The organism is Kitasatospora cheerisanensis KCTC 2395 (assembly GCF_000696185.1).
Classification (GTDB): Bacteria; Actinomycetota; Actinomycetes; order Streptomycetales; family Streptomycetaceae; genus Kitasatospora; species Kitasatospora cheerisanensis.
Genome location: NZ_KK853997.1, coordinates 590,734 through 611,380 on the forward strand (window position 1 = coordinate 590,734; position 20,647 = coordinate 611,380).

17 protein-coding genes and 2 pseudogenes are annotated in these 20,647 nt (G+C 75.6%); 6 read left to right on the forward strand and 13 right to left on the reverse strand.

From position 1 onward, the window contains the following. The 3 genes from KCH_RS42155 to KCH_RS02610 form a co-directional block, all read right to left on the reverse strand. Window positions 1-422: tetratricopeptide repeat protein (locus KCH_RS42155; protein WP_035858562.1), on the reverse strand; the 422-nt coding region annotated here is incomplete at its 3' end. A gap of 62 nt (window positions 423-484) precedes the next feature. Then, the gene (locus tag KCH_RS02605; RefSeq protein WP_167573963.1) at window positions 485-1,711 is read right to left on the reverse strand and encodes a hypothetical protein; all 1,227 of its coding nucleotides are present in this window, start codon (window positions 1,709-1,711) and stop codon (window positions 485-487) included. A gap of 111 nt (window positions 1,712-1,822) precedes the next feature. Next, window positions 1,823-2,377: a DUF4188 domain-containing protein gene (locus KCH_RS02610; RefSeq protein ID WP_425268725.1), complete on the reverse strand. Its 555-nt coding sequence runs from the start codon at window positions 2,375-2,377 to the stop codon at window positions 1,823-1,825. Window positions 2,378-2,447: 70 nt separating this feature from the next. Here KCH_RS02610 and KCH_RS02615 point away from each other — a divergent pair. After that, window positions 2,448-3,097: pseudogene (locus KCH_RS02615) on the forward strand (MerR family transcriptional regulator). Window positions 3,098-3,140: 43 nt separating this feature from the next. Here the strand turns inward: KCH_RS02615 and KCH_RS02620 are convergent. Continuing rightward, the gene (locus KCH_RS02620) at window positions 3,141-3,734 is read right to left on the reverse strand and encodes a TetR/AcrR family transcriptional regulator (RefSeq protein WP_035858568.1); all 594 of its coding nucleotides are present in this window, start codon (window positions 3,732-3,734) and stop codon (window positions 3,141-3,143) included. A 65-nt stretch (window positions 3,735-3,799) separates the two neighbouring features. On the opposite strand from KCH_RS02620, the gene KCH_RS02625 reads away from it, so the two are divergent. Both KCH_RS02625 and KCH_RS02630 read left to right on the forward strand, forming a co-directional pair. Then, complete coding sequence (locus KCH_RS02625) at window positions 3,800-4,384, forward strand: peroxiredoxin-like family protein (RefSeq protein WP_051652660.1); 585 nt, start codon at window positions 3,800-3,802, stop codon at window positions 4,382-4,384. Window positions 4,385-4,809: 425 nt separating this feature from the next. After that, the gene (locus KCH_RS02630; RefSeq protein ID WP_035858569.1) at window positions 4,810-4,995 is read left to right on the forward strand and encodes an antitoxin; all 186 of its coding nucleotides are present in this window, start codon (window positions 4,810-4,812) and stop codon (window positions 4,993-4,995) included. Window positions 4,996-5,288: 293 nt separating this feature from the next. Here KCH_RS02630 and KCH_RS46990 read toward each other — a convergent pair whose 3' ends face one another. The 3 genes and pseudogenes from KCH_RS46990 to KCH_RS02645 form a co-directional block, all read right to left on the reverse strand. After that, window positions 5,289-5,975 (reverse strand): lanthionine synthetase LanC family protein, encoded by a 687-nt coding sequence (locus tag KCH_RS46990; protein WP_051652661.1) that lies wholly within the window; start codon window positions 5,973-5,975, stop codon window positions 5,289-5,291. Window positions 5,976-6,052: 77 nt separating this feature from the next. Further along, a pseudogene (lanL, locus tag KCH_RS46995) lies at window positions 6,053-7,960 on the reverse strand (class IV lanthionine synthetase LanL); the annotation flags it as partial. Between the two features lie 115 nt (window positions 7,961-8,075). After that, window positions 8,076-9,188, reverse strand: coding sequence for a benzoate/H(+) symporter BenE family transporter (locus KCH_RS02645; protein WP_051652665.1), 1,113 nt, complete (start codon window positions 9,186-9,188; stop codon window positions 8,076-8,078). A gap of 271 nt (window positions 9,189-9,459) precedes the next feature. Between KCH_RS02645 and KCH_RS02650 the strand changes: the two genes are divergently transcribed. After that, window positions 9,460-10,653 (forward strand): SGNH/GDSL hydrolase family protein, encoded by a 1,194-nt coding sequence (locus KCH_RS02650; RefSeq protein WP_035858574.1) that lies wholly within the window; start codon window positions 9,460-9,462, stop codon window positions 10,651-10,653. Between the two features lie 7 nt (window positions 10,654-10,660). On the opposite strand, the gene KCH_RS02655 is transcribed toward KCH_RS02650, so the two are convergent. The 3 genes from KCH_RS02655 to KCH_RS02665 form a co-directional block, all read right to left on the reverse strand. Beyond that, window positions 10,661-11,278, reverse strand: a complete 618-nt coding sequence (locus KCH_RS02655) for a VOC family protein (protein WP_035858576.1) — start codon at window positions 11,276-11,278, stop codon at window positions 10,661-10,663. 75 nt (window positions 11,279-11,353) lie between these two features. Then, entirely contained in the window at window positions 11,354-12,040 is a 687-nt protein-coding gene (locus KCH_RS02660) for a response regulator (RefSeq protein ID WP_035858577.1), read from the reverse strand. Further along, a complete protein-coding gene (locus KCH_RS02665) occupies window positions 12,037-13,251 on the reverse strand; it encodes a sensor histidine kinase (protein ID WP_035858579.1) in 1,215 nt (404 codons plus the stop codon). The genes KCH_RS02660 and KCH_RS02665 overlap by 4 nt, the downstream gene beginning before the upstream one ends. A 292-nt stretch (window positions 13,252-13,543) precedes the next feature. Between KCH_RS02665 and KCH_RS02670 the strand changes: the two genes are divergently transcribed. After that, complete coding sequence (locus KCH_RS02670; protein WP_035870552.1) at window positions 13,544-15,724, forward strand: MMPL family transporter; 2,181 nt, start codon at window positions 13,544-13,546, stop codon at window positions 15,722-15,724. A gap of 53 nt (window positions 15,725-15,777) precedes the next feature. Here KCH_RS02670 and KCH_RS02675 read toward each other — a convergent pair whose 3' ends face one another. The 3 genes from KCH_RS02675 to KCH_RS02685 all read right to left on the reverse strand — a co-directional run bounded on the left by KCH_RS02675 (window position 15,778) and on the right by KCH_RS02685 (window position 20,201). Next, window positions 15,778-17,196: a nitrosuccinate lyase gene (locus KCH_RS02675; protein ID WP_035858581.1), complete on the reverse strand. Its 1,419-nt coding sequence runs from the start codon at window positions 17,194-17,196 to the stop codon at window positions 15,778-15,780. Further along, entirely contained in the window at window positions 17,193-19,133 is a 1,941-nt protein-coding gene (locus tag KCH_RS02680; RefSeq protein WP_035858582.1) for an FAD/NAD(P)-binding protein, read from the reverse strand. The genes KCH_RS02675 and KCH_RS02680 overlap by 4 nt, the downstream gene beginning before the upstream one ends. 693 nt (window positions 19,134-19,826) lie before the next feature. Beyond that, window positions 19,827-20,201, reverse strand: coding sequence for a VOC family protein (locus KCH_RS02685; RefSeq protein ID WP_035858584.1), 375 nt, complete (start codon window positions 20,199-20,201; stop codon window positions 19,827-19,829). A gap of 90 nt (window positions 20,202-20,291) precedes the next feature. On the opposite strand from KCH_RS02685, the gene KCH_RS02690 reads away from it, so the two are divergent. Then, entirely contained in the window at window positions 20,292-20,633 is a 342-nt protein-coding gene (locus tag KCH_RS02690) for a VOC family protein (protein ID WP_035870560.1), read from the forward strand. Window positions 20,634-20,647 lie beyond the last annotated feature (14 nt).

Sequence of the window (20,647 nt, forward strand, 5' to 3'; positions counted from 1 at the left end):
GGTTCGAGGGCCAGGGCGCGCCGGTAGCAGTCGCGGGCGCGTTCCGTGCCGCCCTCCTCGGCGCGGTAGGTGTCGCCCAGGAAGCGCCAGGCCATCGGCGTCTCCTCCACCGCCAGGGACTCCTGGTAGTGGGCGCGGGCCAGCGCCTTCAGGCGCAGCGCGTAGTAGGCGTCGCCGAGCATCAGGAAGGCCGTCGCGTTGTCCGGGTCCGCCTCCACCGCCTGCCGGTAGCAGCCCGCCGCTTCGACGAACTCCCGCCGCCGGAAGTGCTGTTCGCCGCGCTCGATGTGGTCCGCGGCCTCCCGGTGCGCCCGGGTGACCAGCTCGACGCCGAGCAGCCGGGCCACTCTGGCCGCCAGCAGCGGTTCGCTCTCCGCCAGTTGGAGCAGCATCTCGGCGCCGTCGGGGCTTCCCGCGATCATGGCGGCGAAGATCTGGGGCTGGATCTGCCCCGGGGGGAGGTTGCCGATCTCCGGGGAGATCGTCAGCCGCCCGTCCTCGAACCGGGCGAAGGCGCGCTGCGGTTCGGGGCGGGCCGCGGCATCGCGGAGGCCAGCTCGCGGACGCCGGTGCCGGCCAGCCGGACGAGTTCGGCCTCCCAGCGGGCCGCTTCCGGGGAGTCCTCCTCCATCAGCATCAGGACCAGGGTGCGCAGCACTTCCTCCTCCGCGGCGGTCGGCGGGTCCGACAGGCCGGAGCGGAGCAGGTCGATCGCGGTCCGCCGGCGCCCGGCGTGGCCGTGCGCCCGGGCGAGCCGGCGCAGCAGGCCGGGGCCGTCGTCCGGGTGCTCCGCCCGCAGGCGCTCGACGACGGCGGCCGTCCGGTCCCAGTCCCCGGCCTGGGCGAAGCACTCCGCCAGCCAGTACCGGAACGGCGAGCCCGGATCGGCCCGGGCGACCAGCCGGTCGCCCCACTCGGCGCGGAGCACGGCGCGGTCGGCGGCGCCCTCCTCCAGCAGCCGCCACAGCTCCCGCCGCCAGGCGGCCGCCAGCTCCACCAGTGCGCCGGGCGCCCGCCGTTCCAGCCACGGGGCGGTCAACTCGACGACCTGCTCCGGCCGTTCGGCGTCGGCCGCGGCCGCCACCAGCTCGAACGCCTCGTACCGCAGCCACAACCCCTCGCGCAGCTCGGGCAGTTCGCGGCCCAGGAAGCGTTCCAGCTCGGCGACCGCCGGTTCCAGGTGCGGCACGAGCTCCTCGGCCCGGGCGGTGTGCGCCGCGCTCCCGCACACCGCCGTGCCGAGGGCCGCCAGGACGGCGCAGCGCCACTCGCCCGCCGATTCGCCGTACTGACGGGCCAGCAGGAACCGCCGGTGCGCCTCGGCGCGGTTGCCCGCGGCGTCGCACTCGACGGCCCGCAGCAGTTGCGCCCAGGCCTCCAGCAGCAGCTTCGCCCGGCGGTTGACCTTGTTCCCGACCCCGACGGCGGCGACGATGCCGCCGGCCATCGCCTCCAGTACCGCCGCCAGCACTCCGGCGTCGGCCCCGGCGGTCCACGGGTCCTCCTGCGCGACCGCCCAGGCCAGCGCGGCGCCCAGCAGGTCCTGGCCCTCGGCCTCGGCCAGCTCCGCGACGGCGTCGCGGCGCGGCTCGGGCGCGAGGGCGGCCAACTCCCGTAGCTGCCGGCCGGTTTCGGCCGGGTCGGGCGCCGGCCCGGCGTCGTCCCGTCCGGTGTCCGTGGCCAGTACCGTCATCATGGCCCGAGCGAGCACGGTTCCCCCCTGCCCCGGGGAGCGCCCGCCGTCCCCACCACGGCGCTCCGGTACCCAGTAGTTTCCCGCCCCGCGCGGCGGACAACCGCCGTGCGGCTCCGGTGGGTCGGGCTACTTGTCGACCGGTTCGGCGGGCGCCGGCCCGGCCGCCTTCCGGCCGTGCGCGAGCCGCTGGCGGGCGGTGCGGCCGCGGCGCTCCAGCGGGAGGCTGCCGGTGGCGGCGGCGAGGCCGTACGGGGGCATGTCGCCGTAGATCACCTCGTAGTTGCCGGCCGGGACGATGTACGTCTCGTGCCAGATCCCCACGTGCTGGCGGGACTTGGCCTCGTAGCGGTTGATCGTCGACCAGGCCTTGCGGTGCAGCTGCTGCGGCGCGGCGGCGTAGGTGAGCAGCTTCTCCTCGGACTCCCAGTACTGGACCACGTAGTAGGTGCGCGGCGAGCCGGACAGCAGGTGGTGGCCGAGCAGCCCGCTCTGCGGGTCGCGGGTGAGTTCGCGCAGCATGCGCGGCATGGCGACGAAGACGGGCAGCCAGTGGTGCAGGGCCCAGAAGTGGTTGATCCGCATGCCGATCAGGAACAGGACGACGTTTCCCTCGGCGGCGGCGGTGGTGCGACCCGGTATCGGCTTGGCGAACACAGGTGTCCCCCTCTCGTGGCGGACCATCCCCGTGATTGGATAGTCACGCTCATCAATGCTTTGGATAGTGGCACTCACCTACGGAGGGCACAAGGGGATGCGCCTGGCAGATCTCAGCGAACGGAGCGGCGTCTCCCTCGCCACGATCAAGTACTACCTGCGCGAGGGGCTGCTCCCGCCCGGCCGCCGCGTCAACACCACCCAGGCCGAGTACGACGAGTCGCACCTGCGCCGGCTCCGCCTGGTCCGGGCCCTGATCCAGGTCGGCCGGATCCCGGTGGCCACCGCCCGCGAGGTGCTCGCGCACATCGACGACGACTCCCTCGGCCTCACCATCCGCCTCGGCGCGGCCATCTGGGCCCTCCCGCAGTGCCCCGAACCCGCCCCGCGAGCGAGGACGACCCCTCGGACGCCACCGCCCGCACCCTGGTCGGCGACCTGCTCGACCGGCTCGGCTGGACCACCGCCCGCGAACTCGGCGACCTCTCCCCCGCCCACCGTTCGCTGGTCTCCGCGCTCGCCACCCTCGACCGGCTCGGCTACCCCTTCGACGCCGACGACCTGCTCCCCTACGCCCACTCCATGGAACAGGCCGCCGCGTACGACCTCGACCGCATGGAGCTCCTGCCCACCGCCCGGGAACAGGCCGAGTACGCCGTCGCCGGCGCGGTCCTCTTCGAGCCCGTCCTGCTCAACCTCCGCCGCCTCGCCCAGTCCGAGCAGTCCACCCGCCGCTACGGCCTGTAGCCGGCGACCCCGAGCCTGCCGCTCAGGCAACCGCGACCTGCGCTCAGGCGATGCCCAGGCCGGTGAGGACGGTGTTCGCCCCGGCGGTGAAGGCCGTGGACGGCGAGGTGGCGGCGCGGGTGCCGAGGGCGGCCGCGAGGAGGGGGAAGGCGGCCGGGGCGGGGGTGACGGCGGGGCCCTGGTGTTCGACTTCGAGGGCGCCGATGGTGTAGGCGACCAGGGCGTGCAGGGCCGCGGCCCGGGCGGGGGCGTCCAGGCCGGCGGCGTCGAGGGCCTGGAGGATCCGCTCGCGCCAGCGCAGTGCGGGCAGGCTGGTGCGGTGGTGGCGGACCGCCAGCGGGAGGACGCCGGGGTGGGCGCCGACGGCTTCTCGCATCCGGGCCAGCAGGGCGAGCAACCGGGCGCGCGGGGACGGCTCCCGACCGGCCGCCCGGTCGAGGACGGGGCCGAGGGCGAGGTCCACCACCAGGCACTCGAGCTCCTCGCGGTCCTCGACGTAGCGGTACAACGCCATGGTCCGGCGGTCGAGTTCGGCCGCGACGGTGCGCATGGAGAGCGCCGGCAGGCCGTCGCGGTCGATGACGGCCAGCGCGGCGGCGGCGATCTGATCGTTGGTCAGGGAGCGTGGGCGAGGCACGGGTTGACAGCGTACGGCATACGCCTACAGTTTTGGCGTACGGTCTACACCTACGAGGAGCCCACGTGTCCCGTCTCCGGCCCGGCACCACCGCACCGACCGTCCCGACCACCGACGCCACCGGCGCGCCCCTCCCGCCCGTGCCGCCGGGCGGCCTGACCCACCTGCAGTTCCGCCGCTTCGCGGGCTGCCCCGTCTGCAACCTGCACCTGCGCGGATTCGCCGTCCGCCACGGGGAGTTGAGCGCGGCAGGGGTGCGCGAGACGGCCGTGTTCCACTCCCCCGCCGAGGAGCTGCGGCCGCACGCCGGGACGCTGCCGTTCGCGCTGGTCGCCGATCCCGGGCAGCGGCTGTACCGCGCGTACGGGGTGGAGCGCGGCGTCCGTGCGCTGCTCGACCCGCGGGCCTGGCCGACCATCCTCCGGGCCGTGCTGCGGAGCGTTCCGCTGGTGCTGCGCGGGCGCGAGCGGCCGCCCGCGTCCCGGCCGCTCGGCGGCCGGATCGGGCTGCCGGCGGACTTCCTGCTCGCCGCCGACGGCCGGATCCTGGCCGCGCACTACGGTACGCACGCGGCCGATCACTGGAGCGTCGACCAGGTGCTCGCGCTGGCCGCCGCGCACCGCGGCGGCGCCGTCCGGCAACCGGGCTGAGCTCGGACGATTGGGCGCCGCCGGGCCGGGCATGCGCCAAGTGAACCCGTCCGACCGCGAGGAAGGGAGCCGGGGCCATGGAGGAGACGCCGCAGGGCGGCGCGGGCGGTGTGCCCACGCCCGAGCAGGACCGCGAGGAGTACCGCGACTCGCACCAGGAGGATCCGCTCCGGGTGCGCCTGGACTACCGGGGCGAAGGCCGTCCGCCGACCGTCCGGCACGGCCCGCCGAGCGACCAGGAGACCGCCGCCGAGCCGGCCCACGCCCCGAGGACCACCGTGCCGAGGGCCGCCCGCCGACCGTCACGCACGACTGGTGACGGCGCCCGGCCGGCACCCGGTGGTGGAACTGCTGCGGATGCAGGCCGAGTTGTGCGGAGGGATGCTGGCTGTACCACCCGAAGTCCAGACCCCAGGAGCGACCCGATGTCGGTGTTGGACAAGCTGAAGCAGATGCTGAAAGGCCACGAGGACCAGGCCGAGAAGGGCGTCGACAAGGCGGGGGACGCGTTCGACGACAGGACCGGAGGCAAGTACAGCGGCCAGGTCGACACCGCCCAGGACAAGCTCAAGGAGCAGTTCGGCAACGACCAGGACCAGCCACCCCACTGAGGTGGCCCGCGGCGGCCGGACCCGCGCGTTGCCGCGCGGGGCCGGCCGCCGCGGTCACCGCCCGCTCGGGGCGGGCGGTCACTCCAGGACCACGATCACCACGGTGCGCGAGCAGGTGCTCTGGCCGCCGCAGATGACGGTGGACGCGCCGCAGACGGCGGTCTGCATCAGCGAGCAGCCGCTGGCGTCCTGCGGGCTGAAGTGGGTGTCCTCGGCGAGCAGCTGCTCCAGTCGGGAGGTGCTGCCGCCCTCGGAGGACTTCTCGGGAGGCGGGGAGTTGGCCTGCATGGCGATCAGGCTCCTTCGGTAGGGGTTTCGGGGGTCCGCCGGCTTTCGGGGACCGACCGGCTTTCGGGGATCCACAGGCGGGGGCCGCCGTGGCGGAGTCGGAGCAGGAAGGCGAGGACGCCGGAGAGTCCGGTGCCGTGGCCGGTGGTGACGGTGCGCCCGGTCTCGTCGGGGACGAGGTACCGGCCGCCGCGGAGCACGGCGCGCACCTGGAGAGCGTCGTACAGGTCCTGGGCCCACCGGCGGTAGCGCTCCTCGCCGGTCTCCTCGGCCAGGTCGAGCAGGAACTCGCCGTTCCCGGCCAGGCCGTGGCAGGACCCGGCGGAGGCGTGCCGGCGGGAGCGGCGGACGGCGAGCCCGGCCTGTCCGGCGAGTTCGCGGGCCCGCTCGTCGCCGGTGGCCCGCCCGTAGCGGAGCAGGAAAGTGCCGATGCCGGAGGAGCCGGAGCACCAGTGCGGCAGGTGCAGCGGCGCGGTGCCGGGCGGTTCCTCGCCGACGGGCCACCAGGCCGCGCCGTCCTCGACGGTGGCGGTGCGGACCAGGGCGTCGGCGGCCTGCCGGGCGGCTTCCAGGCAGCGTTCGTCGGGGAGTTGACGGCCCGCCAGCAGCAGGAACAGTCCGATGCCGGCGACGCCGTGGCCGTAGCCGAGGTGGGCGAGGCCGCGCAGCGCGGAGTCGAAGCCGTCGGGCACGGGCCAGCGGACGCCGTCGGGGGTGGGCCGCGCGCCGTCGAGGACGGAGTCGGCGCAGACCCGGGCCCGGCGGCGAAGCGCTCGTCGCCGGTGCGCTGCCCCAGGGCGAGGTGGGCCAGGCCGCAGCCGGCGGCGCCGTGGCAGACGTCGGGGTTGGGCCAGCGGGTGGGGAGCCGGGCGGCGAGGTCGAGGGCGCGCTCGGCGAGGGCCGGGTCGTGCAAGGTCCCGGCCGCGTCGTACAGCGCCCAGGCGGTGCCCGCGTGGCCGAAGTACAGTCCGGGCAGCAGCCTTTGACGGCCAGTCAGGCGCGCGTCCAGCCAGCCGGCGGCCGTGGCGAGGGCGGGCAGCAGGGCGGGGTCGGGGTCGGGCAGGGTCCGAAGGGCGCGGTCCAGGACGGCGAGAGTGCCGGCCGCTCCGTGCTGGACGGCGCGGGGGTCGCAGGCCTCCAGGCCCGCGGGGGCGGGCCACAGCCGGGCGGGGTCGGCGGCATCCATGGTGGCGACGGTGTGGGCGAGCCCGTCGCGCAGCAGCCGGTCGGCCGGGACGGGGCGCGGCGGCGCCGGCGGGCGGGTGGCCGGCGGGTGGTCGAGGAAGGCGCGGGCCTGCGCGGGCGTCCAGCGCTGCGCCGGGTCGTCGGCGGTGAGGGCGGCGATGAGGGGTTGCAGGCGGCGGGCGGCCGGGTTGTCGACGGCGAGCGCGGCCAGCCATTCGGTCAGGCGGCGGTGCCGCGGGCGGTCGTCGTCGGGGAGCGCGGGGTGGATGCCGGAGGTCAGGAAGAACAGGGTGGCGCCGAGCCCGTAGCAGGTGGTGGCGGTCAACGGCACGAAGGGGTCGGCGAGTTGCTCGGGGGCGGCGTAGGCCGGGGTGTACATCCGGGTGCCGCGGGCGCCCGGCTCGACCATTCCTTCGAGGTCGACCAGGCGGAGCCGCCCGTCCGGGCCGACCATCAGGTTGCCCGGGTTGAGGTCGAGCCAGACCAGCCCTTCGCGGGCGATCGCCGCCGCGGCCTCGACGACTTCCCGGGCCATGCCGGTGCAGGCGTCGGCCGGGAGTCCACGGTCCCTCAGCACGCGTGCGCCGACCCACTGTTCGAGCGTGACCCCGGGGAGCTCGGACTGGGCGAGGAACAGGTCGCCGTCCTGCTCGACCAGGCCGACCGGTCGCGGCGCCAGGCCGGTCGCCGCCAGCGCCTTGAGCGCCCTGGCCTCGCCGCGCAGCAGCTCGCGGACGTCGCTGCCGTCCGCGGCGACGGCGACGTGCCGGCGCGCCTGCTTGAGCACCACCGGCGCCCCGGTGTCGCGGTCGACGGCGCGGTAGACGCCGCCGCGGTAGGCGTGCCGGATCGCGCCGCGGACGGCGAACCGGCCGCCCACCAGCACCTCCGCGGCGTCCTCGGCCGGCTGCGCGCCGAGCGGGTCGGCGGCCCAGGGCGGCGGCGCGAACCACGGCACCGGGCGGTCGGGGACGAGCGTCCCGTCCGGCGCGGTCAGCACCGATTCGAAGCTGCCGTCGTTGTTCAGCCGGGCCGGCGCGGCGAACACGCCGTAGCGGTAGGAGACGATGCCGCCCCGGCGCACCGGCCGGTCGGACAGCACGGCGGGGCCGGGCAGGCCGTCCAGGGCGCGGGCGAGGTCGGCGGCGACGGCGCGGAAGTGCGGGTCGTCGTCCGGGTAGGCGGTGAGGAACTTCCCGGCCGCCGCGCGGTCGCAGCGGGTGGCGGTGAGCCGCTCGACCTCGCGGGCGTCGGCGGCGTGCTTGAACGCGCAGGAGTGCGCGGCGAGCACGGCCGCCGAGCGGCGCAGCACGTCCGGCGCCGAGAGCGGGGTCGCCGACACGTGGATCTTCCAACCCTGGGCGCGCGGGCGGTAGTTCGGCGGGAGGTGCTGGACCCACGGCGGGGCGGCGACCGGCGACCAGGCCCGTCCGGTCCGGTCCAGGACGGATCGGACCAGGGTGCTGAACGGCGCGTCCCTGTCGTGCTCCATGGCCTTCCACCCGTTGCGGGGCGGGCTGGATGTCCCGCACTTCCCGGCCGGGGAAGTGTCGGTTCCACGCTACCGACGGCCCTGCGCCCGGACGAGCCCGGACGGCCGCCGGGCCTCAGGCCGGGCGGCGGCGCCGGCCGAGGACGGCGTGGGTGCCGAGGCCGAACAGCAGGCCCCAGAACGCGGAGCCGATGCCGAGCAGGGTGCTGCCGGAGGCGGTGGCGAGCAGGGTCACCACGGCGGCGTCGCGGCCGGGTTCGGGAGCGAGCGCGGCGGCGAGGCTGTTCTGCAGGGAGCCGAGCAGGGCGACGCCGGCGATCACGGCGACGAGCTCCTTCGGCAGGCCGGTGAACAGCCCGACCAGGATGCCGCCGAAGCTGCCGACCAGGACGTACAGCGCGCCGGCGGACATCCCGGCGACGTAGCGGCGGCGCGGGTCGGGGTGGGCCTCGGGGCCGGAGCAGATCGCGGCGGTGATGGCGGCGAGGTTGACGCCGGGCGAGCCGAACGGGGCGAGCAGCACGGAGGCCGCGCCGGTGGTGCCGATCAGCAGCCGGTCGTCGGCGCGGTAGCCGAAGGCGCGCAGCACGCCCAGGCCGGGGGCGTTCTGCGAGGCGAGGGCGACGATGGTGAGCGGCAGGGCGAGGCCGACCAGGGCGGACCAGGAGAACGCGGGGGCGGTCAGGACGGGCACGGTGGGCCCGCCCGCGCCGGGGTGCAGCGGGAGTCCGACGGTCAGTGCGGCGAGCAGGCCGCCGGCGGCGAGGGCGACCACCACGGCGTAGCGCGGGGCGAGGCGCTTGGCGAGCAGGAACGCGGCGAAGCTGCCGATCACCAGGGCGGGTGCGCCGTGCACGGCGCCGAAGATGCCCGCGCCGAAGGAGAACAGGATGCCGGCCAGCATGGCGTGCACGATGCCCTCGGGGACGGCGGCGATCAGCCGGCCGAACCAGCCGGTGACGCCGAACAGGGTGACCGCGAGGGCGCTCACCAGGTAGGCGCCGACGGCCTGTTGGTACGGGTAGTGGCCGAGCGCGGTGATCAGCAGGGCCGCGCCGGGGGTGGACCAGGCGGTGACCACGGGGGTGCGGGTCCACCAGCTGAGGGCGAACCCGGTGACGCCGCTGCCGATCGCCACCGCCCAGATCCAGGACGCGGTGTGCGGGGCGTCCAGCTTGCCGGCGGCGGCCGCGGCGAGCACCACCACGAGCGGTCCGGAGAAGGACACCGCGACGCACACCAGGCCGGCCAGCAGGGCGGGCCCGACACGTCGCGGCGCAGGGTGGGGCGGGGCCGGTCCTCGACCGCCGGGGTGGCGGGTCGGACCGTCAGATCGTCAGTCATTCGGGCAGTATCCCCGCGCCGCGGGCGGCCGGTGACGACGGGTCAGGATCCGGAACGCCGGGCTAAATACCATCGTCGCAAACCTATCGGCCAGCCGATTTGCCTAAGCTGTTTAGGTAGCTGCATGATGCGGATAGGCGACCGAGGGAGAGGCCATGACCGTCGAGGCGGAAGCGACGAAGACCGAGCAGAGCTGGATCACCACCCCCGTCACCGCGCAGCTGCTGCGCGGCCACCTCGACCTGGAGGCGACCGCGCACGGCCTGCTGCCGCACCGGCTGCCCGCCCGGGCCCGGCGGCAGGTGCCGGACCGGCAGCTGGCGGTGGCGGAGGCGCAGCCGTCGGGGGTGCGGGTGGCGTTCCGGACGGCGGCGACCCGGATCGAGCTGGACACGCTGCCCACCCGGCGCGCGTACCGGGGCTTCCCGCCGCCCGCGGACGGCGTGTACGACCTGCTGGTGGACGGGCGGCTGACGGCGCAGGCCACCGTGGCGGGCGGGAACCTGCGCACCGTCCTCGACCTGGTGACGCAGGCCGCCGAGCTGACCGAGGGCCCGGTCGGCACCGCCCGGTTCGGCGGGCTGCCGGCGCGGGCGAAGGACGTCGAGATCTGGCTGCCGCACACCGAGGTCACCGAGCTGGTCGCGCTGCGCACCGACGCCCCGGTCGAGCCGCTGCCGGAGCGCGGCCGGCCGGTGTGGCTGCACCACGGCAGTTCGATCAGCCACGGCTCCAACGCCGCCCACCCGACCGGCACCTGGCCCGCGCTGGCGGCGGCGCGCGGCGGCGTGGAGCTGGTCAACCTGGGCTTCGGCGGCGGCGCGCTGCTCGATCCGTTCACGGCCCGGGCGATCCGGGACACCCCGGCGGGGCTGATCAGCCTGAAGATCGGCATCAACCTGGTGAACGCCGACGCGATGCGGCTGCGCGCGTTCGGCCCGGCGGTGCACGGCTTCCTGGACACCGTCCGGGAGGGCCACCCGCGCACCCCGCTGCTGGTGGTCTCCCCCGTGCTGTGCCCGGTGCACGAGGACACGCCGGGCCCGCTGCTGCCGGACTTCACCGACGGCGTGCTGAGCTTCCGCGCCACCGGCGACCCGGCCGAGCGGGCGGCCGGCCGCCTGACGCTGGCCGTGATCCGCGAGGAGCTGGCCCGGATCGTCGGCCTGCGCGCGGTGGACGACCCGCACCTGCACTACCTGGACGGCCGCGAACTGTACGGCGAGCGCGACTACCTGGAACTCCCGCTGCCCGACGGCCTGCACCCGGACGGGGCGGCGCACCGCCGGATCGGCGAGCGCTTCGCCCGGCTCGCGTTCGGTCCGGGCGGCGCCTTCGAGCCGGCCTGACGGTCCGTCAGGCGGCGGCCGCCCACCGGAAGCCGTCCGGGTCGGTGAAGTCCGCGGCGCCGGCGCTGTTGACGGTGAGCCGGTGCGAGCCGCTGCCGTCGGGGGCGACGCCGACCTCCTTGGCGAGCGCCCGGCGGCGGTACAGCGCGAGCTTGACGGGGCCGGTCCCGGCGTCGAACTCGGCGTAGCTGCGGCCGAAGCTCCTGGCGACGGTGAGGCCCTGCTCGACGTAGAAGCGCTTGGTGGCGGCGAAATCGGCGACGCCGAGCAGCAGCACGAACTCGTCGACGCGGCGGGTGGCCGGCCCGGTGTCCTTCTTCGCGGACGTGGCGATCTTCCAGATCGCGCCGTCGGGGGCCTGGACCACCGAGCCGTAGCCCCACAGCGACTTGTGGGCGGGCTTGAGCACGGTCGCGCCCGCCGCCGTCGCGGACTCCGTGAAGCTGTCCACGTCGGCGGGCCGCGGCACGGTGAGGGCCAGGGTGAAGCCGCGGAACCCGCTGGACGGGTCCGTTCCGGCGCGCACCCGCAGCCGGGTCGCGTCCAGGTCGAAGGCCTCGGCGTAGAAGCGGGCGGCGGCCTCGGGGTCGGCCGCGTCGAGGGTGACGGTCTCGATGGTTTCCATGCCTCGACGGTAGGCGGGGCGCCCCGGCCCGGGCTTCTCGATTCCTGACCGGTCCCGGGCCGGCGGCGCGACCGCTCAGGACCGCTCGGGCGGGCGCGGGGTGACCAGGCCGGATTCGTAGGCGGCGATGACGGCCTGCGCGCGGTCGCGGACGTCGAGCTTGGCGAACAGGCCGGTGATGTGGTTCTTCACCGTGGACGGGCTGATCTCCATGGCGTCGGCGATCGCGCCGTTGTCGAGGCCGGTGGCCATCAGCCGCCACACCTCCTGCTCGCGCGGGGTGAGGCCGTCGGCGGCGGGGACGGCGACCGCGGCCGGGGCGGGCTGCGCGGACCGGACGTGGGTGGCGATGAGGCGGGTGAGCAGCCGGGGCGCGACCACGGACTCGCCGGCGTGCACGGTGCGGATCCCGGCCGCGAGGTCCTCCGGGGAGACGTCCTTCGGCAGGAAGCCGTGCGCGCCGGCCCGCAGCGCGGAGACCACGTACTCGTCCAGGTCGAAGGTGGACAGCGCGAGGACCCGGCAGTCGGGCAGGGTCCGGGCGAGCTGCTCGGTGGCGGCGACGCCGTCGAGGACGGGCATCCGGAGGTCCATCACCAGCACGTCGGGGCGCAGCCGGTGGGCGAGGGCGACGGCCTGTTCGCCGTTCTCGGCCTCGCCGACCACCTCGATGGACGGGTCCGGGGAGAGGATCAGCGACAGTCCGCGGCGCACCAGCGGCTGGTCGTCGGCTATCAGGACGCGGATCGCGGGGGCGCTCATACGGGTACCTCGCCGTGCTGGACGGCGGCCTCGGCCGTCTCGTCGGGTGTCAGGGGAAGTTCGGCCAGCACGGCGAACCCGCCGTCGGGATGCGGGCCGGTGCTCAGGGTGCCGCCGTGCAGGGCGACGCGTTCGCGCATGCCGATCAGTCCGTGGCCGCCGCCCTCGCCGGCCGTTCCGCCGCCCGTCGCGCCGCCGCCCGCGCCGTCGTCGCGGACGGACACCACGACGACGTCCTGACGGTACGTCAGCCGGACGTAGGCGCGGGCCGGGCCGGCGTACTTGCGGGCGTTGGTCAGCGCCTCCTGGACGATCCGGAACACCGTCAGGCCGAGGGTCGGCGGCAGCGGCCGCGGGGTGCCGTGGACGGTCAGCTCGGTGGGCAGCCCGGCGTGGCAGGAGTCGTCGACCAGGCGGCCGAGGTCCTCCGCGCCGGGCTGCGGCGCCGACGGGGAGGCGTCCGGTTCGTCGCCGGCCCGCAGGACGTCCAGCAGTTGGCGCATCTCGCGCAGCGCGAGCCGGCCGGACGCCTCCAGGGTGACCAGGGCGTCCCGGACCACCTCGGGGTTGGCGAGGTTGGCGCGGGCGCCGCCGGCCATCAGCTGCATGGTGGTGATGTGGTGGGCCACGATGTCGTGCAGCTCCCGGGCGATGCGCCGCCGTTCCTCGGCCACCGCGCGGTCGGCCAGCAGCCGGCGGTTCGCGGCCACCTCGCGCTGCCAGCGGGCGAACACCAGCCCCGCGCCGACCACCAGCAGCGAGGAGGCCGGCGCGGCGACCAGGGCGTCCCAGGCCGGGGCCTTGAAGTGGCTCTGGGTCACCACCGTCACCGCCGAGGTGGCGAGGACCGCCGCGGCGACCTCCCCGAGCCGGCAGTGGCGGGCGACGCTGTACAGCGCCACCGTCAGCACCGCGCCGAAGTGGATGCCGACCGGCTCGGCCAGGTTGGTGCCCGCCTGCAGCAGCAGGACGCCGGTGATCATCAGGAGCGGCCGGGTGCGGCGGAGCAGCAGCGGCAGCCCGGAGGCCAGCGCGAGCAGGAAGCCCGGCAGGTTCGCGCCGCCGTCGACCGCGGCGAACAGCAGGTAGCCGACCGCGTCCAGCACGCTGGCGGTGACCACCACCAGGGCGTCGGCCTGGCTCCACGGCAGGCCGTCCGGCCGTCCGCTCGGCGCGGCCCCGGTCTGTGCCGCGTCCGGATGCCCGGTCATGTCCCATCTCCCCGATGCCCGGTCGGCCCCGGGTCGCTGATCAGCAGTGATGGCTCATTCTCGCACCGGCCCGAGGGGCCGGACATGGTCCCCCGGAGCCATCGCGTCCTGGGAGCACGGTCCCGGTTCCGGGCCGGCGCGGGGAGAGCGGGCCCCGGCACGGATCGTCCGTCGCCACGACGCCCGGGGCACCTGCCTGCTGATGAGCTGTGAGCAGGCCGGGAACTCCCGGCTCCAGCACCTGACGCCCGCCTCCGCCACGGAGGTGCGCGTCCCTCAGCGGGAGGGTTCCGTGATCCGCGCACTGACCGGATTCGCCGCCAGAAACGCCTGGAAGGTCATCGCCCTGTGGGCGGTCCTGGGCATCGGCCTGACGGCGGTCGCGCCGATGCTGTTCTCCAAGGTCACCCAGTCGCAGTCCGGGGACTTCCTGCCCCGCAGCTACGACTCGGCCGCCGCGCTGCGGATCGCCGAGGACCACTTCGGGCTGGACCCGGACGCCACCACCGTCACCGTGCTGGTCGCCCGCAGCGACGGCAAGCCGCTCACCGACGGCGACCGGCAGAAGATCGGGGCCGAGGCGGACCGCCTCGGCCGGCACCGGGTCACCATGCCGCGGAAGGCGGACGACCCGGCGTTCCTGGTCCCCGACCACTCGCAGACCCCGAAGGTCGCGCCGGCGATGCTCGCCCCCGACCGCAGCTTCGAACTGCTCGCCGTCGAGATGACCGGCGACGCCGGCGACGAGGGCGTGCAGAGCGTCTACCGGACCTTCCGCGACGACGCCCGGACGACCTTCGCCGAGGCCGGGCTGCGCACCGGCTTCACCGGCACCCTGGCCGAGGCCGCGGACAGCGCCGACGACAACCGGACCGCCGCGATCGTCGGCAGTGCGCTGCTCAGCGGCCTGATCGTGCTGCTCAACGTGCTGGTGTTCCGCAGCGTGCTGGCGGCCGTACTGCCGCTGCTGGCCGTCACGATCATCGGCGGCGCGGCGGCCGGGGCGGTGGCCGGGGCGGCCTCGCTGACCGGCATGAAGCTGGCCCCGTCCACCCAGAGCCTGATCATGGTGGTGCTGCTCGGCATCGGCATCGACTACCTGCTGTTCCTGATGTTCCGGTTCCGCGAGCAGCTGCGGGCCCGGCCCGAGCAGCCGGTCCGAGAGGTGGCCGCCGACGTGGCCGCCCGGGTCGGCACCGCGATCACCTCCGCCGCGCTGACCATCGTGGCCGCGTTCGCCACCCTGGGCGTGGCGACCTTCGGCCAGTTCCGTTCGCTGGGCCCGGCCGTCGCGGTCGCCGTGCTGGTCATGCTGCTCGGCAGCCTCACCCTGATGCCGGCGCTGCTCGCGGCCTGCGGGCGGGGCATGTTCTGGCCGTCGCGTTCGCTGCGCCGCCAGCCCCGGGAGGGCTTCGCGGCCCGGTACGGCGCGCTGGTCGCCCGGCGTCCGCTGGCGCTGATCGCCGTCTCGGTCGCGCTGCTCGGCGTGCTGACGGCCGGCGTGGTCGGGATCCGGATGGACTACGGCCAGGGCGGCGGGTCGAAGACCGCGGCGGCGGCGACCGCGGCCGAGATCTCCCGGGCGCTGCCCGCGGGCGTCTCCGACCCGACCACGGTGTACGTCACCGCGGCCGACGGCGGCCGGGTCGAGGCGGGCCGGCTGACCGGCCTGGCCGCGGAGCTCGGCCGGGTGCCGGGCATCGGCCAGGTCGGCGGGACGGCGGTCAGCCCGGACGGCCGGGCCGCCCGGATCGACCTCTACCCGACCGTCGACCCGCAGAGCGAGCAGGCCCGCGACCTGGTCTCCGGCCCGGTCCGCGCGGCCGTGGCCGCGCACGTCCCCGCCGGGCTGAACGCGCACGTCGGCGGCACCGCGGCGATCTTCGCGGATGTCTCGGTCGCCGTCGACCACGACCTGGTGCTGGTCTTCCCGGTCGCCGCCGCGCTGATCGCGCTGATCCTGCTGCTGCTCCTGCGCAGCCTGCTGGCGCCCGTGGTGCTGATGCTCGCCGTCGGCGCCGGTTTCGCCGCCACCCTCGGCGCCTCCACGCTGCTCTTCCAGCACGTGCTGGACAAGCCGGGCGTCGGCTTCACGCTGCCGCTGGTGCTGTTCCTGTTCGTGGTGGCGCTCGGCACCGACTACAACATCCTGATCACCGACCGGATCCGCGAGGAGATGCGCCGTCCGGGCCCGGCCCGCGCCGCGGTGGCCCGCGCCGTCCGGCACACCACCCCGACCATCGCCACCGCCGGCCTGGTGCTGGCCGGTTCGTTCGCCACCCTGGTGGCGACGCCCGGCAGCGAGCAGATCGCCTTCGCGCTGACGCTGGGCATCCTGCTCTCGGCGGTCGTGCTCTCGCTGGTGCTGGTCCCGGCCGTCGCCGCGCTGCTCGGCCGCTCGCTGTGGTGGCCGCTGCGCACGGCCTCCCGGCACGCCCAGGAGCCGGCTCCGGAGCGGGTGCCGGTGCCGTGACCGCGCCGCGACGCCCGGACCGCGAGAGCTCGCGGTCCGGGCGTCGCGTGCGTTCAGGACGGTTCGCCCAGCGCCCGGTCGACCAGCAGCCCCGCGGCGCCGGTGTACCCGGCCGGGTCGAGCAGTGCGGCCGGCTCGCCGTCCGCGAACGCGCCCGCCAGCTCCGGCAGTTCGGCGAGGATCCCGAGCAGCGGCCGGCCCTGCTCGGCGGCCAGCGCCGAGGCCCGGGAGAGCGCCTGCCGGGCCTGCGCCTTGCCGATCCGCGGCGCGAGGACGGCGGCCAGCCGCTCGGTCACCACCTGACCGTCCGTCAGGTCCAGGTTGGCGCGCATCCGTTCGGGGCGGACGGTCAGGCCCTCGGCGAGTTCGACGGCGGTGTGGGCGGCGCCGCCGGCCAGCCGCAGGCACTCCCGCAGCAGCAGCCACTCGGCGTGCCAGGCGCCGCCGGAGCGTTCGTCCTCGGTGCTCAGGCACTGGGTCAACCCGGCCGCCAGCACCGGCACTTGGAGCGCGGCGGAGCGGATCAGGGTGGCCAGCACCGGGTTGCGCTTGTGCGGCATCGCGGAGGACGCGCCGCGCCCGGCGGGCCCGGGCTCGGCGGCCTCGCCGATCTCGGTGCGGGCCAGCACCTGGACGTCCGCGGCGAGCTTGCCGAGGGCGGCGGCGGTGTGGGCGAGCGCGGCGGCCAGGTCGGCGATCGGGGTGCGCAGCGCGTGCCAGGGCAGCCGGGGGCGGGCGAGTCCGGTCTCGTCGGCGTAGGCGGCGGTGAGCCGGTCCAGGTAGTCGCCGAGGTCGGCGTCGGCGATGCCGCCGTCGATCCGGGCGTACTCCAGGTAGCCGGCCAGGGTGCCGGCCGCGCCGCCGAGCGAGACGGGCAGGCCGCCGTCGCGGACGCGGCGCAGCCGCTCGGCGGAGTCGAGCACCAACTGCCGCCAGCCGGCGGCCTTGAGGCCGAAGGTGGTGGGCACGGCGTGCAGGGTGAGGGTGCGGCCGGCCATCGCGGTGTCGCGGTGCTCGCGGGCGAGGCCGGCCAGCGCGGCGGCGGTGCGGTCCAGGTCGGCGAGGACGAGGTCCAGGGCGCGGGCGGCGACCAGCATGGCGCCGGTGTCCAGGATGTCCTGGCTGGTGGAGCCGCGGTGCACGTACTCGGCGGCGGCCGGGTCGTCGGCGGCGACCTGCGCGGTGAACGCCTGGACCAGGCCGACCACGGGGTTGGCGGTCTCCCGGGCGGCCAGCGCGAGCCGGCGGACGTCCAGCCGCTCGGCGCGGGCGGCGGCGGTGATCGCGGCGGCGGCCGGCCCGGGCAGGGTGCCGAGCCGGGCCTGCGCGCGGGCGAGCGCGGCCTCCGCGTCCAGCATCGCCTGCAGCCAGGCGGCGTCGCCGGTGGCGGCCTCCACCGGGGTGCCGGCGCGTACCGGGGACAGCAGTCCGGCGTCCAGCGCCGGTTCGTCCTTGGTGGTGAATTCGCTCATGCGACAACCTCCTTCACGGTCTGCGGAGCATTCTCCGCGAGCAGGGCCAGCACCGCTCCGGCGATCGCGTCGGAGTCCTCGACGGTGACGGAGCCGACGCCGGGCCGGATGCCGGCGGCGGTCACCCAGTGCACCGACTCGGTGGGGACACCGTGCACGAAGCGCCGCGGGTGGGCCCGGCCCTCGGCGTCGACCAGGTGGAACGGCCGCCCGGTGACGGCGACGCCGCCGGTCTCGTAGGCGGTGCCGCACTCGCCGGGGATGACGTAGGGGCGGCACTGACCGGTCGTCAGCAGGTGGCGCAGCAGCGGGTCGTCGGTGCGGCGCAGGTCGGTCTCGGGCAGCCGGGCCTCGATCAGGGTGCCGACCCGGTGGCGGGCGCCGGGGATCCGGCGGGAGCCGATCTCGAACCCGGAGCCGTCGGCGACGGCCGTCACCGTCATGCCCGGGCCGGTGATCTCGACCACGCCGGCCTCGATCAGGGCGATCAGCTCCTCGATCCGGGAGACCGGCGGGCCGATCGACAGGAAGGCGTTCAACGGCGTGTACCAGCCCTCGAGTTCGTCGCGGTGCGAGGTGCCCTCCAGTCCGCTGTGGTCGACGGCGAGGCGGATCTCGTTGCGCAGGTCGCGCAGCACGTCGAGGGCCGCCTTCAGCGGGCCGCCGACGTTGCCCGCCCGGGCCTCGACGACGTCCTGGCGCAGGTATCCGAGCAGCCACTCGCGGTACTCGTCGGGGTTGGCGAAGGCGCGGTCGCCGTACGGTTCGGCGAGCCGCTCCCAGTCCCAGCGGTCGGCCGGCGCGATGTCCGCCTCCTCGACCAACTCCCGCTTGGCGGAGGGGTCGTGGGCTGCCGCCAGGTAGCGGTCGGTGAACTCCTCGACGTCCGGGCGGCCGGCCAGCAGGGCGGCGTAGTAGACGCTCTCCACCTCGGTGGCGATCAGCGGCCACAGGTCGGCGCCGAACCGGATCCACTGCCCCTGCGCGGCGAGCGTCCGCAGCTCCGCGGCCTTCTGGACCGTCAGCAGCCGCGGCTGGTACCGGCCGTAGGCGCCCTTCTCGTTCTCGCCGCGGGCGTGGTACGGGATGCCGCGCCGCGATCCGGCGACGATCCGCGGCTCCTGCCCGGAGGGGTGGTAGACGAGTCCGGTGTCGGTGCGTTCGAAGCGGCCGCCGCGGCCGACGGTCAGCACCGCCTGGTAGTCGAAGTAGTTGAGGCCGAGGCCGCGCAGGGCGACGGCCTCGCCGGCCGGGATGCGGTGGTGGTCGGCGTCGGCCGGGTTGGCGGAGCGCAGGTAGGCGAGGCCGTGCTCGGCGGCGAAGGCCGCCAGCCGGGACTCCTCGGTGCTCGGCCGGGTCGGCAGGTGGCCCTGGGCGAGCACCACGGCGTCGAGCCCGTCCAGCCGGGTGCCGTCGGCGAGCAGCAGCGCCTGGCGGCCGCCGTCGCCGTCCTCGTCCAGCGCGACGGCGCGGCTGGCGTGCACCCGCAGTTCCAGGTGGTCGGGCGCCTCGGCGACCAGGCGGGCGAACACCCACTCCAGGTACTGCCCGTAGAACGCCCGGCTCGGGTAGCTGTCCGGTCCCAGCCGCCGGGCCTCCGCCAGCACCCGCTCGTCGCCCGGCGCGGGGACCGCCCCCGAGGCCACCTCGCGCGCCCAGGCGTACAGCGACGGGCCCTCCTCGATCGGGCCGGTCAGGTTCACGCTGGCGTCGGAGTACACCGTGACCTGCGAGGCGACGGTGTTCATCAGCAACTCGCGGGACTGGTCGGTCCGCCACACCATGCCGGGCCCGGGCCGGTACGGGTCCACCACGTGGACGGTGACCCGCCCGGCGGACGCGCACTTCCGCTCCCGGGCGCACAGGCGCTCCAGGACCGACAGGCCACGGGGGCCGGCACCGACGACGGCCACGGCTGAGGTACTGCTGCTCTTCACGGGTGATCTCCGCTCGACGAAGAGTGACGGGACGAGGACGGCTCCCGGCCGCACCGGGCAGCACGCGCACCGGACCGTGGCGCGGTCCGGGCAGCGTGCGGAGACCCTCGGCGGGCACGGCACGGCACGGGAGCAGGTAAACGGAAGCGGCTCGGCGGCGCCCGCGGACGACGACGACCGGCCCCGGGGACACCGGGGACGCGGCGGTCGGTCTCGCCTACGACGGGTACGCGGAGCTCACGGCGCCAGGCAGCGTGCTGCCTACCGGACGGCCGGAAGAGAGAAGACGCGCGGACGGCGCCGGCACTGGACGGTGCCGGTCGGCCGTTCCGCGGCGGCGGTTCAGTGCAGGGGGCTCGGGATAAGGTCGCGGCCCACGTCGGCACGGACGGAACAGTCCTCCACGCCACGCGCCGACGCCCGCTGCGTGGCAGCGTCGGCCGCGGCTGCGATCACACGCAGACTGCGACCGGACTCCCGGAGCGCCATCGGATTCCCCCAGTAGAAGCAGCCGCGCCCAGGCGGCGGTTTACTGAACGGCCATCGGGCCCTGCACAACTGACGGGGCTTCGGTTCGGAATCCCCTGCCGCCCACTCTGCGATCCGCCTGCCCCGCCGGACAACTCCCCCGATCCCTCGGATAGGCGCACTGCCGCTAAGCGAAGGATCCACAACCGGACAAATCGTCCCGACTCAGGCCCGTTCGGCCGCGCTCCGCAGCACGCAGAACTCGTTGCCCTCCGGGTCGGCGAGCACCGCCCAGCCCGTCCCGTCCGCGTTGCGGCGGTCGGCGACCAGCACCGCTCCGAGCGCGAGCAGCCGGTCCACCTCGCCGTCCCGCGCGGTCTCCGGCCGCAGGCACAGGTGCACCCGGTTCTTCACCGCCTTCGGCTCGGGCACCTGGTTGAAATAGAGGACCGGCCCGCCCTCCGCCAGCTCCACCTGTGTCTCCCGGTCCCCCGGGGCCGCGCCCCGCTCCATCGGACATCCCGTCACCGCGGCCCAGAAACGGGCCAGTTCGTACGCGTCGGCACAGTCGATCGCCACGTTCTGCACTACTGAGACCATGCGCGCGAGTCTTCCCGAATCAGCCGCCGGAAGCCACTTCCGCGGCCACGGGTCCGGCCGTTGTCGGTGCCGGTGGCTAGGGTGGCGATCATGAGTCTGGCAGCAGTGATGATCACAGTGGATTGCGCGGAACCGCGGGAGCTGGCCCAGTGGTGGGCCACCGCGCTGGGGGCCGAAATCGCTGAGGACCACGGCGATTTCGTCATCGTCGGGGCGAAGCCCGTGGCGCTGGGGTTCCAGCGGGTGGCGGAGCAGCGGCAGGGCAAGAACCGGGTCCACGTCGACTTCGGCGTCGCGCCCGGGGCGGGCCTGGCGGCGGAGGTGGAGCGGCTGGTCGCGCTGGGTGCGCGCGTCGTCGGCGAGCACAGCGTCCCCGGCCTGAGCTGGGTGGTGCTACAGGACCCGGCCGGCAACGAGTTCTGCGTCCACTGACGGGCCCGGCGGCG

Coding starts and splice junctions, on each gene's coding strand:
- KCH_RS02630 (WP_035858569.1), top strand. CDS start 4,810: ATGTCGGTGTTGGACAAGCTGAAGCAGATGCTGAAAGGCCACGAGGAC.
- KCH_RS02610 (WP_425268725.1), bottom strand. CDS start 2,377: ATGGTCCGCCACGAGAGGGGGACACCTGTGTTCGCCAAGCCGATACCG.
- KCH_RS02650 (WP_035858574.1), top strand. CDS start 9,460: ATGACCGTCGAGGCGGAAGCGACGAAGACCGAGCAGAGCTGGATCACC.
- KCH_RS02660 (WP_035858577.1), bottom strand. CDS start 12,040: ATGAGCGCCCCCGCGATCCGCGTCCTGATAGCCGACGACCAGCCGCTG.
- KCH_RS02655 (WP_035858576.1), bottom strand. CDS start 11,278: ATGGAAACCATCGAGACCGTCACCCTCGACGCGGCCGACCCCGAGGCC.
- KCH_RS02690 (WP_035870560.1), top strand. CDS start 20,292: ATGAGTCTGGCAGCAGTGATGATCACAGTGGATTGCGCGGAACCGCGG.
- KCH_RS02685 (WP_035858584.1), bottom strand. CDS start 20,201: ATGGTCTCAGTAGTGCAGAACGTGGCGATCGACTGTGCCGACGCGTAC.
- KCH_RS02675 (WP_035858581.1), bottom strand. CDS start 17,196: ATGAGCGAATTCACCACCAAGGACGAACCGGCGCTGGACGCCGGACTG.
- KCH_RS02665 (WP_035858579.1), bottom strand. CDS start 13,251: ATGACCGGGCATCCGGACGCGGCACAGACCGGGGCCGCGCCGAGCGGA.